At 65.4% G+C, this 12477-nt stretch carries 8 protein-coding genes; 3 read left to right on the top strand and 5 right to left on the bottom strand.

Annotated elements, in window-relative coordinates:
- Positions 1-62: 62 nt before the first annotated feature.
- The 3 genes from WFP36_RS15680 to WFP36_RS15670 all read right to left on the bottom strand — a co-directional run bounded on the left by WFP36_RS15680 (position 63) and on the right by WFP36_RS15670 (position 3683).
- A complete protein-coding gene (locus tag WFP36_RS15680; RefSeq protein ID WP_336981867.1) occupies positions 63-587 on the bottom strand; it encodes a MarR family winged helix-turn-helix transcriptional regulator in 525 nt (174 codons plus the stop codon).
- Between the two features lie 162 nt (positions 588-749).
- Complete coding sequence (locus WFP36_RS15675; RefSeq protein WP_336981938.1) at positions 750-2345, bottom strand: GMC family oxidoreductase; 1596 nt, start codon at positions 2343-2345, stop codon at positions 750-752.
- Positions 2346-2468: 123 nt separating this feature from the next.
- On the bottom strand, positions 2469-3683 hold the full coding sequence (locus tag WFP36_RS15670) for an alpha/beta hydrolase (protein ID WP_336981865.1): 1215 nt from the start codon (positions 3681-3683) through the stop codon (positions 2469-2471).
- 172 nt (positions 3684-3855) lie between these two features.
- Here WFP36_RS15670 and WFP36_RS15665 point away from each other — a divergent pair, with 172 nt between their 5' ends.
- Positions 3856-6096 carry a beta-glucosidase family protein gene (locus tag WFP36_RS15665; protein WP_336981863.1) on the top strand — a complete coding sequence of 747 codons (2241 nt, stop codon included), beginning with the start codon at positions 3856-3858 and terminating at the stop codon, positions 6094-6096.
- A 21-nt stretch (positions 6097-6117) separates the two neighbouring features.
- On the opposite strand, the gene WFP36_RS15660 is transcribed toward WFP36_RS15665, so the two are convergent.
- Positions 6118-7494 carry a sensor histidine kinase gene (locus WFP36_RS15660; RefSeq protein WP_336981862.1) on the bottom strand — a complete coding sequence of 459 codons (1377 nt, stop codon included), beginning with the start codon at positions 7492-7494 and terminating at the stop codon, positions 6118-6120.
- The gene (locus WFP36_RS15655) at positions 7491-8147 is read right to left on the bottom strand and encodes a response regulator transcription factor (protein WP_336981861.1); all 657 of its coding nucleotides are present in this window, start codon (positions 8145-8147) and stop codon (positions 7491-7493) included. Before WFP36_RS15655 ends, WFP36_RS15660 begins: the two co-directional genes overlap by 4 nt.
- A 99-nt stretch (positions 8148-8246) precedes the next feature.
- Between WFP36_RS15655 and WFP36_RS15650 the strand changes: the two genes are divergently transcribed.
- Together WFP36_RS15650 and WFP36_RS15645 are read left to right on the top strand one after the other, a co-directional pair.
- Positions 8247-9350 carry an efflux RND transporter periplasmic adaptor subunit gene (locus tag WFP36_RS15650; RefSeq protein WP_336981860.1) on the top strand — a complete coding sequence of 368 codons (1104 nt, stop codon included), beginning with the start codon at positions 8247-8249 and terminating at the stop codon, positions 9348-9350.
- 7 nt (positions 9351-9357) lie between these two features.
- Positions 9358-12477 (top strand): efflux RND transporter permease subunit, encoded by a 3120-nt coding sequence (locus WFP36_RS15645; RefSeq protein WP_336981859.1) that lies wholly within the window; start codon positions 9358-9360, stop codon positions 12475-12477.

The following is a 12477-nucleotide window of genomic DNA, read 5'->3' as shown; positions in this document are numbered from 1 at the left end:
GAATTATCGAAAGGCGGCTAAATCAAAAGCGGGTGGCGCGCAATCGAGCGGCGCCGGACGGTCTAGTCCGGATCGGCAAGGCCCCGGTCGAGCCGGGTAACGAGTTCGCCGCAGAAGCTGGTTGCCTGCTCCTTCTGCTCTTCAGTGAATCCGTCGAGCAGGCGGAACCGCCATTCATCGGCAATGGCGAAGACGTCCTTGAGCACAGCCTCGCCCTCGGGCGTAAGGCGCAGCAATTTCGTGCGACGGTCGTTCGGGTCGGGCAGGCGCTCGACAAGCCCGTCCTTTTCCAGCGAATCGAGCATGCGAGTGAGCGTCGGGCCTTCGATCCGCAGCCTTTTGGCGATATCGACCTGCGGGCTGAGCGGCGGCGAGTTCATGATCGCGGCCATGGCTTCCATGCGCGCGGCGCTCTGATTGATCGGGCGCAGCTTCTCGTCCAGCAGCGAGCGCCAGCGGCGTGCGGCCAGCACCAGCGAGATGGTGAAAGAGATTTCGGGCGTGGCCGAGCCTCTGCGGTAAACTCCGAAAGAGCTTTCGTCCCCTTCCGGTTGCGCAGCATTCCCGCCCGCCGAATTCGCCACCATCTACTTGCCCCGAACCAGTCGTTTTACGATCCCGCCGGCGCGCAGAGGCGCCAGCCATGCCATTCCCCCAATTCGCCCCTACCATGCGGCTTTGTTGACGGAATGGCAATTTCTGAACGGCCACCAAGTGGAAAAACCGGGGAACGGTTACTGCCCTGCCGGTCAGTCGAGGCCCCGAAGGATATGATCGGCCGCCTTGTCCCCGATCATGATCGAGGTGGCATTGGTGTTGCCCTGGGGAATGGTGGGCATGACGGAGGCATCCGCGACCCATAGTCCGCGCACGCCGCGCACGCGCAGATCCGCGTCGAGCACGGCCTCAGGATCGCTGTCCGCACCGATCTTGGCCGTGCCCACCGGGTGGAACATCGACATGGAAGCCAGCCGCACATAATCGCGCAGGGCTTCCTTGCTCTCGAAATCGGCACCGGGGCGGATTTCCTGCAGCACGTGCGGGGAAATGGCGCGTTGCCGCATGATCCGGCGCGCCAGTGCGATCCCCTCCACCAATTGCTCGACATCGTCGTCGCCGCCGAGCAGCTGGTGCTCGATCAGGGGCGGAGCCGAGGGATCGGGTGTGCGCAGGCTCACCCGGCCGCGATGGCTGGGGCGCATCAGCCCGATGAAGGTGGCGACCGAGGATTCGGGCTTGAGCAGCACATTCCCCTGCGGCGTCACTTCAAAGGAGAAGGCGGAGAAGGCCAATTGCAGATTGGGCACGGGCAGGCCGGGCCTGCCGCGCACGAAGGCCTGGGCATGGCCGATACCGGTGGTCAGCGCGCCGCGTCCACCGAAGATGAAACGGAGCAATTGCAGCGGCGCGCGCAGGCCATGCGCGTCGTTGTTCAACGTGGGCATGTCCACGCCGTTGATCAGGTGCAGGCCGACATGGTCCTGCAGATTGCCGCCCACGCCTGGCAGATCGCACAATACGTCGATGCCCATTTCGCGCAGGTGAGCCGCCGGGCCGATGCCCGACAGCATGAGCAGGCGCGGCGTGTTGAGCGCCCCTGCCGACAGCACCACGCCGTCACGCGCGCTCAGGCTGTGGCGCTGGTCGCCGCGCAGATAGGTGACGCCATGGGCGCGGCCATCGGCCACCTGGATGGAAAGCACTTCGGCTTCGGTCACAACGTCGGGTTTGCGGCCCGAACCCAGCCCGTCGAGATAGGATGCCGCACTGCTGCGCCAGCCCCTGCGCTGGGAAAGCTGGATATGATCGACCCCTTCGGCGAGTTCGCCATTGAGGTCGGGCGAGCGGTGGACACCTGCCTCACAGGCGGCGTCGATCCATTTTTCGGTCACGCCATAGCGGCTGCGGCATTCGGAAACCGCGATCGGGCCGCCGGTGCCGCGCCATTCGTCCGCGCCGCGCTCGTTATCTTCCAACCGGCGGAAATAGGGCAGGCAGGAAGTATGGTCCCAGCCGGTTGCGCCCAGCTCTGCCCAGCGGTCGTAGTCCCAGGCATGGCCGCGGATGAACATCATTCCGTTGATCGTGCTGCCGCCGCCGAGCCGCTTGCCGGCGGGCCAGGGCGAGGGGCGGCCGCCCACGGAGGGATCGGGTTCGCTGAAATAGCACCAGTCGAATTCCGGGTTCTGGACCAGCTTGCCCATCAGCGCGGGCACGCGCGAACGGATGTCGCGGGCATCCTTGCCCGCTTCCAGCAATACGACGCGTTTTCCGGCCTGGGCCAGCCGGCCCGCCACGGCGCAGCCCGCAGAGCCGCCGCCGATCACAATCAGATCGGTTTCCACACTCAATGCTCCCCCTTTGAGTGCGAGGAGCATGCCAGCGCCATGGGGCTTTCAGCAAGCGAAGAATTTGAAAACAGGTGGTTTTTTGGAACCTTTCCGATCTTGGGACAGTTTTTGCGGCGCCTAGCGGAACAGTCGCGGCGCGAAATCGGCGAGATACCGCCGCCAATTGATCCAGGTGTGGCCGCCGCCGGACTCATGGTAGGTATGTTTGATTCCGTATTTATCCAGCATCGCGCGGGTCGGCGCCACGCTGCCATAAAGGAAATCCTCCTTGCCCATGGCGTAATAGACAAGGTCCAGATCGCGGGCCGCCTTGCGCAGGGCTGCATCGTTCGCATTTTCATAACGCTCTACATCGTCCGGTCCGGCAAGCCCGAGGCCCATCGAGAATATGCCGATATAATCGAAGGTATCGGGATGAGTGAGGCCAAAGCGCAAAGTGTGGGCTCCGCCCATCGAAAGTCCGGCCATTGCCCGGTGGTGCTGGTCGGCCAGGGTGCGGAAATTGGCGTCCACATAGGGGATCAGATCGCCCAGCAGGTCGTCGCCGAAGTCGGTGTTGTCCAGCATGTTGCCGCCCCCAGTCGCATTGGGCCGGTCGGGCGTGTGACCAAACGGCATGACCACGATCATCGGCGCGGCCTCGCCCTTGGCGATCAGATTGTCGAGAATGTAATTGGCATGGCCCACGCTGGTCCAGCTATCGGCGCTGTCGCCCGCGCCATGGACCAGATAGAGCACCGGATAGGACTTGCCGTCCTTCAAATAGCCCGGCGGGGTGTAGACATAGGCCTGCCGCTTCTGCCCCAGCGCGGAGGACCAGTAATCGATCCGGCTGACCGCGCCATGCGCGACATCGGCCTTGTAGGTCTGGAAATCGCCTTCCGGCCCTCTGGTCTCGAACGTGGAATTGGTGCCTACCCGTTCATGACTGAAAGTGGTTGCCTGCGGATCGGGAACCCGCGCGCCATCGACCTCGAAGTTGAAGCGATAGGTATCGGCGGGGACGGGCACGGCAGTGGTGGCGCTCCACAGGCCGGTATCGTCCTTCGTCATGGCCAGCCCGCGCTGCGTGCCGGGCTGCATCCCCATCGGGATCGCCTGATCGATATCGTTGCTGGTTACGCGCGCCTGATTTGCGGCGGGCGCGCAGAGGCGGAAGGTCACGCGTCCGTCAGGCAGCTGCTCCACTGACTTGTAAGTGGCCGGGCCGGGGAAGAAGCCCTGCGGCAGGCAGCTTTTGGGCGCAACCTGCCCGCCGTTCTGGGCCGCAAGCGGTGCGGTCAGCGCCAGTCCGGCAAGGCAAAGCGGGGCGAATCTGGCGTAATATTTCATGCGGTCCTCTCCCAAGGATGTCGTTCCCGGCAGGGCCCGGCGCGTCATGCAATTTGACAAGCGGCGCGCTTCGCAGCAGGGTGTTGGGACAACGTTGTCTCATTCGGGATGAAAAGGCAAGCATGCCTTGCGTCCCGTCCGCCATCCGGTGGGCCAGGGGAAGGATGCCATTGTGAAGTCGAAATCTGCCCGCATCGCCGGCCTGCGCGGCATTGCCGCCATCGCGCTGATCGCACTCGCCCCCTTGCCCTTGAGCGTGCCGCTGCAGGCCAGGGAGAAGGCGCCGGACGATGCCGCGGCCCGCGCCGCAGCGACCGAAGCGCAGATGACGGATGACGAGCGGATCACGCTCACACTCGGCCTGCTCACCACCGCACGGGGCGACCAGCCCGCGCCCGAAGGCTCCCGCCCCGGCGCCGGCTTCATCCCCGGGATCGAGCGACTGGGCATTCCCGCCCTCCACGAAACCGATGCCAGCCTCGGCGTCACCTGGATCAGCGGCGCGCGCGGGAATGGCGGCACGCAATTGCCCAGCGGCACGGCACAGGGCGCGACATGGAATGTGGGGCTGATCGAACAGGGCGGCCGCATGATCGGCTCGGAAGCACGGGCCAAGGGCTACAACGTGATGCTGGCGGGCGGGATCAACCTGATGCGCGACCCGCGCAACGGGCGCACGTTCGAATATCTGGGGGAAGATCCGCTCCATTCCGGCCTGCTGGGCGGCGCGGCGGTGCGCGGCATCCAGTCGAACCACGTGGTCTCCACCGTCAAGCATTTCGCGATCAACCCGCAGGAGACCGGCCGGGCCTTCATGAACACGGTGATCGCAGAAAAGGCCTTGCGGGAGAGTGATCTCTTGGCCTTCGAGATCGCGCTGGAACAGGGCGATCCTGGTTCGATCATGTGCGCTTACAACGCCACCAACGGCGCGCAGAGCTGCGGGAACGAATGGCTGCTGACCGACGTGTTGCGGCGCGACTGGAACTATCGCGGCTTCGTGATGTCGGATTGGGGCGCGGTCGACGGGCTCGATTACGCGCTGACGGGGCTCGACCAGCAATCGGGCTCTCCGATCGACCCCCAACCCTTCTTCGGTGAGCAACTCAAGGCGGCGGCGCAGTCCGACCCGGCCTATCGCAAGCGTCTGGGGGAGATGGCTCGCGCCATCCTCCATGCGATCTACGACAATGGCCTCGATGCGCATCCGGCGGCGATCGGGTCCATGGACGCGGCGGCCAATTCGCAAGTCGCCCTGAAGGTCGCGCAGGAGGGGATCGTTCTGCTCACCAATCCGGCTGGGATCTTGCCGTTGGGGCCGAATGTCCGGTCCATCGCGGTGATCGGCGGCCATGCAGATGCGGGCACGCCGGTAGGTGGCGGATCGTCCAAAGTGCTGGGAGACGAGGGGCCCTCCATCACGATCCCGGGCGTGCAGGATGGGAACGGGCCATTCGCGGCCATGTTGGGGCAGGATTATAACCGCTCGGCCCCGCTCGCCGCGATCCGCGCGGCTGTTCCGGAAGCAAAAGTGAAATATCGCGATGGGGCCTATCCTGCGGAGGCCGCGCTGGCCGCTTCCCAGGCGGATGTCGCCATCGTCTTTGCCACTCAGTACCAGACGGAGGGCTTCGACGTGGCCGATCTCTCGCTGCCCAATGGGCAGGATGCGCTGATTGCCGCAGTGGCGAAGGCCAATCCCAATACTATCGTGGTGCTGGAGACCGGCGGGCCGGTGGCGATGCCGTGGAAGGACGACGTGAAAGCCATTCTGGAAGCCTGGTATCCCGGCGCGCGTGGGGGCGAGGCGATTGCCGATGTCCTGTTCGGCAAGGTCAATCCGTCCGGCCGCCTGCCGGTGACGTTTCCCGCATCGGTTGCGCAATTGCCCCGCCCGGAACTCCCCGGTCTGGGCGAAGTCGAGCCCAATTTCGTGGGCGTCGGTGCGCCGGGCCAGAAGCTGGACGTCGATTACAACATCGAGGGTGCCGATATCGGCTATCGCTGGTTCGCGCGGGAGGGGAAGGCGCCACTCTTCGCCATGGGCCACGGGCTGAGCTACACCAGCTTTGCGGCAGAGGGCTTTTCGGTCGCCTCGGGCAAGGATGGGCTGACCGCGCGGGTCACGATCCGCAACACTGGCGGCCGCGCAGGCGCCGAAGTGGCGCAGGTCTATCTTGCCGATGCCAATGGCACAAAACTGCGCCGCCTCGCGGGTTTCGCCAAGCTGGAGCTTGCTCCGGGGGAAGCGCGGGAGGTCACGATCCCGCTTGAATCGCGCGTGCTTGCCGACTGGACGCCCAGGGGCTGGCAGGTGGCGGCTGGCACCTATCGCTTCGTGCTGGCGAAGGACGCGCTGGCGGATGGGCAAGTGGCGGAAGTGAAGCTTCCGGCGAAGCGCCTCAAGCCTTAGGCACTGCCCTAAGCGGGTGCCCTAAGCGGGCTCTCCGAAGTCGATCTGGGCGACAAGGCCGGCAGCCCCGGCCTTGAGCTTCAACTGCACGCCCATGCTTTCGCAAATGTCCCTGGCGATGGCGAGGCCGAGGCCGGAGCCCGGCTTGTCCGGATCGAACCGCATGCCCACTTCGAAGGCGCGGGCGATCTGTTCGGCGGTCATGCCCGGACCGTCATCCTCAACCGCGATCCGCACATGGCCGCGTGAGTCTTTCACTCCCACGGTCACCGTGGAGGAGGCCCATTTGCCGGCATTGTCGATCAGGATGGAGACCAGTTCCGAAAGGTCCACCGGATCGGCCTGCAGCACGCATTCGCTGGCAAGCTCGTTGCGCAGCACGAAGCGTATATCGGGATGCAGCCGCTTCATCGCGCTGAGGATCGGCACGAACAGATCGGGCAGGGTGCTGGTGGAGCCCGGCACCCTCGCGCCAGCCGAACGGGCCCGGGCGAGCTGATATTCGATCTGCTGTTCCATCATCCGCGCCTGATCGAGCAGGACGCGGGCGGATTCGGGCGCCCTGTCTCCTTCGGCGAGCCGCTCGGCCTCGTCGGTCACCACCGCCAGCGGCGTGCGCAGGGAATGGGCAAGGTTGGCCGCCTGCACGCGGGCGCGGGCGATCATTTCGGCATTCTGGCGAATGTAATCGTTGAGGTCATCCGCCAGCGGGGCGATTTCGGAAGGATATGCGCCTTCCAGTTGCACGGCCTGCCCCTGCCGCAGCCGAGCAATCGCCTCGCCCAGACGGTTGAGTGGCCTCAGGCCATAGCGGATGATCGCAAAGCCGGTGGCGAGCAGCAGCAGGCCCAGCACGGCCAGCACGAGGGTCAGTTCGCCGGTGAAGTCATCCACCACCCGGTCGAGTTCATTCTGGTCGGTTGCGATGACGAAGTGGATCTCGCCGCCCCGTCTGTCAGGCCGGGCGAGGCCATAGGCGATCACCGGGCCGGTCGGCCCTTCCTCCACCCGATGGGCGATCGCGTGGGAATGGGCCACCTCGTCGTCCAGATTGCCCCGCGTCATCGAAACCGAGCGCAGGACCGCGCCGCTCGCTGCATTTACCTGCCAGTAATAGCCCGAGAGCGGCACCTCATAGCGTGGATCGGACAGCGGGCGGATCAGATAGGGGCGGCCCTCGGCGTCGATCTCCGTCAGCCGCGCCAGTTCGCGCACATGGACGTTCAACTCGTCATGGAACTGCTGTTCCACATGGCTTGTGAAGACCCGCGTGGCCGAAATCCAGATCGACCCGATCCCCAGCACCACCCACAGCATCACCGCCAGCAGGAAGCGCAGGCGCAGGCTGCCTGACTGGGCGCGGGCCGGGGGCAGGGACGCAGGATGGGCGGAAGTCATTTCTCGAACCTGTAGCCCAGTCCGCGCAGGGTGGTAATGCGTTCCTTGCCGATCTTGCGGCGCAGGCGGCCCACCATCACTTCGATCGTATTGAGTTCGCGCGGGGCGTCGAGCTCATAGAGGTTTTCGAGGATGTCCCCCTGCGAGAGCACCTGACCCGCCCGGCGCATGAACAGGTGCAGCAGGCGGAATTCCTGCCGGGCGAGGTCCAGCGTCTCGCCCTTGAGCGTCACCGAATGGGTCAGCGGATCGAGCGCGAGGTCGCCCAGCACGATCCCGCTCTCGCGCTTGCCCGCATGGCGGCGGAACAGGGCGTTCAGCCGCGCGAGCAGTTCTTCGAAACGTACCGGCTTGACCACGAAATCGTCGGCCCCGGCGTTGAGGCCTTCCACCTTGTCCTGCCAGCTTCCGCGCGCGGTGAGGATCAGGATCGGGCAATCGACCTTCTTCGCGCGCCACTGGCGCAGCAGGTCGAGCCCGTCGCCATCGGGCAGGCCGAGGTCCAGTATGATCGCGCCCATCTTGTCGAGATCGGGCCAGTCTTCCGCTTCTGCACTGTCCCGCGCGAGGTCCACGGCGAAGCCCGCGCTGCGCAGGCGCTCGCTCAGCCTCCGGCCCAGCTCGGCATCGTCCTCCACCAGCAGCAGGCGCATAGGGTTCACTCCTTCTTCTGCCCGCATTGAAAGCGAAAACTGACAAGAGCCTGCCAATCTGACAAGTTGTTGTCAGCTTGGGTCGACATTCCCTGCGTCATGACCCGACGCATCCTTTCGCCGCTTGCTGCCTGCTGCGCTCTTGCGCTGACGGCGGCCTGTTCCGACAAATCGGCCGAGGAGCCGCAGGAAGCGGCTGCGCCCGCCGGCACGCTCGATGCCGCGCAGATGAAGCGGCTGGGCATTGTCACTGCGCCCGCGCAGGCGGTCGACACGGTTCCGCTGGGCACGGTGCCTGGCCAGATCAGCCTGCCGCCGGAAGCACGCGTGGCGGTTACGTCGAACTTCCCCGGCGCGGCAGTGCGCATCTATGTGATCGAAGGGCAGGAAGTTGCACGCGGACAGGCCCTGGCGCTGGTCCGCGCGGCAGAGCCGACCCAGATCCGCGGCGAGCTTGCGCGCGCGCAAGCCGAACTCGGCCTTGCCGAGGCACGGGCGAAGCGCATGGCGCAGCTGGCGAAGGAAGGCGTGATTGCCGAAGCCCGTTCCGAAGAGGCACAGGCCGCTTTGAAGCAGGCGCGCGCGTCGGTCTCGGAGCAGCAGCGGCTCGTTTCGCTTGCAGGCGCCGGGCCTGACGGAACCATGACCTTGCGGGCCCCGATCTCTGGTCGCGTGGCGCATGTAGCAGTCGAAACCGGCGGCCCGGTCGACGGCATGACCGCGCCGTTCGTGATCGAGAATGCCAGTGCCTATAGCGTCGACCTGCAATTGCCGGAGCGGCTGGCGAAGTCCGTCAGCCCCGGCATGCCGGTGGAAGTGGAACTGGGAACCGGCGAGGATGGCAAGCCGATGATCGTCGGCGGCAAGATTCTCTCCGTCGCGCCTTCGCTCGATCCGGAAACGCGCTCGATCATGGCCAAGGCCAGCATCGGTGCGGCACCCGGACTTGTGGCGGGCAAGAATGTGATGGTGGTGATCGCCGGGCAGGGCGCCCGGCCGGGAGTAGCCGTTCCTGCCACGGCCGTGACCCGCATCGGCGAGGACGACACTGTCTTCGTACGCAGCGGCAACCGCTTCGTCAGCCGCAAGGTCACGGTCACCGGACAGGCTGCGGGCAGGGCCTATATCTCCGAGGGACTCAAGCCGGGTGAGGCGGTCGCGGTGAGCGGCATTGCCGAACTCAAGGCCATGACGGCGGAGTAAGGCACCCATGCTTCGCTCGCTCGTCGAAAAGGCGCTTTCGCTCAGGCTGGCAGTGCTGGGCATTGCCGCGCTGCTGGCTGCAATCGGCGGCTGGTCCTTCGCCAATCTGCCCATCGATGCCTTTCCGGACATCAGCTCCACTCAGGTGAAGATCATCCTCAAGGCCCCCGGTATGACGCCCGAGGAAGTCGAAAGCCGGGTGATCGCGCCGATCGAGATGGAGATGCTGGGCATCCCCAACCAATCGGTGCTGCGTTCGGTCGCGAAATACGCGATTGCCGACATCACTATCGATTTCTCCGACAAGACCGACATCTATTGGGCCCGCAGCCAGGTGTCGGAGCGGCTCAATGCCGTGATGGGCGACCTGCCTGCCACGGTGGAAGGCGGCATGGCGCCGATCTCCACTCCGCTGTCGGACATGTACATGTTCACGCTGGAAGGCCCGCAGAGCCTTGCCGAGAAGCGCCGTGTGCTCGACTGGGTCGTGCGGCCTGCCCTGCGCACTGTGCCGGGCGTGGCGGACGTCAATGCGCTGGGCGGCTTTGCCGAGACTTTCGAAGTCGCGCCGAACAACGGCGCGCTTGCCGCCGCCGGGTTGAGCACGGCGGACCTTGCCGCCGCGATCGAGAGCGGCAACCGCAATGACGGTGCAGGCCGCATCGTCACCGGGGAAGAGGCGCTGATCGTGCGTTCTACCGGTGCGATCCGCACGCTGGACGATCTCGCTTCCGTGGTGGTCAAGAATGCCAATGGCGCAGTGGTGCGGGTGGGCGATGTCGCCAATGTCCGCCTGGGCAGCCGCACGCGCTATGGCGCGGTGACCGAGAACGGCAGGGGCGAAGCAGTTGAAGGCCTCGTCATCGGCCTGCGTGGGGCCGATGCCTCCAAGGTGGTGGACGGAGTGAAGGCCCGGCTGGAGGAACTGAAGCCCAGCCTGCCCGAAGGGATGAAGGTCGTCCCCTTCTATGACCGTTCCGAACTGATCGCCCATGCCGTGGGCACGGTGGAGGAAGCGCTGCTGGAGGCGACCCTGCTGGTCGTGATCCTGCTGCTGCTGTTCCTGGGCGATTTCCGTGCCTCGGTGATCGTCGCGCTGGCCCTGCCGATGGCGGCCCTGCTCACTTTCATCTTCATGCGTGCCATCGGGCTTACGGCCAATCTGATGAGCCTTGGCGGCCTTGCCATCGCGGTGGGCATGCTGGTGGACGGGGCCGTTGTGGTGGTCGAAAACGTGGTAGAACGCCTCAGCGATCCGAAACACGCCCGCTCCGGCAAGTTGCACAACATCTTCATCGCCGCTGCCGAAGTGGCCAAGCCCGTCGCCTCTGGCATGGCGATCATCGCGCTGGTGTTCCTGCCGCTGCTGACGCTGGAAGGGCTGGAGGGCAAGCTGTTCTCCCCCGTGGCGCTCACTATCGTGCTGGCGCTGCTTTCGGCGCTGCTGCTCTCGCTCACCCTGATCCCGGTGCTCGCCTTCTACCTGCTCAAGGTGAAGGAAGGGCATCACGAGCCTTGGGTGATGCGCAAGCTGTCGCCCTTTTATTCGCGCACGCTGGGCGCTGCCTTTGCCCACAAGAAGCGCGTCTTCGCGATTGCGGGGGCTTCGCTGCTGCTCACGGTCGGGGCCTATTCGATCACCGGCAAGACCTTCCTGCCGACGATGGATGAAGGTTCTATCGTGCTCCAGCTCTCCAAGCTGCCAACTGTCTCGCTCGACCATTCCGTCGCGGGCGATCTCAAGGTGCAGAAGGCCGTGATGGAGGCCGTTCCCGAAGTCGAACAGATCGTGATGCGCGTCGGCTCCGACGAGATCGGGCTCGATCCGATGGGCCTCAACGAGAGCGACGGCTTCATCAAGCTCAAGCCGCGTTCCGAATGGCGCGTGAAGGACAAGGAGTGGCTGGTGAACGAGATCCGCAAGGTGCTCGACCAGTTCCCCGGCATCGAGCCCAGCTACACCCAGCCGATCGAGATGCGCACCTCCGAAATGCTCACCGGCGCGCGCGGCGACCTTGCGCTCAAGCTGTTTGGGCCTGACCTCGGCGAATTGTCGCGGCTGGCAGGGCAAATTCAGGCGCGGCTCGAAACCATCGACGGCACCAGCGAGGCAATGACGGTGGCCAACGATCAGGTCGATTATCTCCAGGTCGATATCGACCGCGTCGCGGCCGGACGCGCCGGGATGCCCATCAACGATCTGCAGGACATGATGCGGGCCCAGGTGGAAGGCATGCAGGCCGGCGTGGTCGCCGAAGGCAGCCGCCGCGTACCGATCATGCTGCGTGCCGATGGCGCACAGGGCATGACTCCCGAATCCTTTGCGGACCAGCTGTTTCGCTCCCCCTCCGGGCAGCTGGTCCGCGCCAGTGACATTGCGACTGTGCGCCGTGTCGAAGGGCCGGTGAAGCTGGAGCACGAGAACGGCTCGCGCTTCGCCATGGTGCAGGCCTTCGTCTCGGGCCGCGATCTCGTCGGCTATGTCGACGAGGCCAAGGCCGACATTGCGCAGAATGTCACCTTGCCGCCGGGTTATCGCATCGTCTGGGGCGGCCAGTTCGAGAACCAGCAGCGTGCCAGTGCCCGCCTGGCCGTGGTGCTGCCGATCTCGATCCTGATGATCTTCGCGATCCTCTATTTCACGCTCGGCTCGGTCCGCGCCTCGCTGCTGATCCTGGTGAACATCCCCTTCGCCATGGTCGGCGGGATGATCGCGCTCGCCGCCTCGGGAGAATATCTCTCGGTTCCCGCGTCGGTAGGCTTCATCGCCCTGCTGGGTATAGCGGTGCTGAACGGCCTCGTTATGGTGAGCTATTTCCGGCAATTGCGCGATGAAGGCATGCCGCTGGCCGAAGCCGTGCGGCGCGGGGCGGAACGTCGCCTGCGCCCGGTGCTGATGACAGCCACTATCGCTGCCTTCGGCCTCGTCCCGCTGCTCTTCGCCACGGGGCCAGGCTCGGAAATCCAGAAGCCGCTGGCCATCGTGGTGATCGGCGGGCTCGTCTCGGCCACGCTGCTCACTCTCATCCTGCTGCCGATTCTCTATAACCGCTTCGGGGAAAGTCCCGCGGAACGCGAGGCGGGCGATCGCGAGAACCCGGTGCAACCCCTCGGTGCGGAGGGCTGA

The sequence above is a fragment of the Fulverythrobacter fulvus genome, assembly GCF_037154085.1.
Taxonomy (GTDB): Bacteria; Pseudomonadota; Alphaproteobacteria; order Sphingomonadales; family Sphingomonadaceae; genus Andeanibacterium; species Andeanibacterium fulvum.
This window is presented reverse-complemented; position numbering and strand designations above follow the sequence as displayed.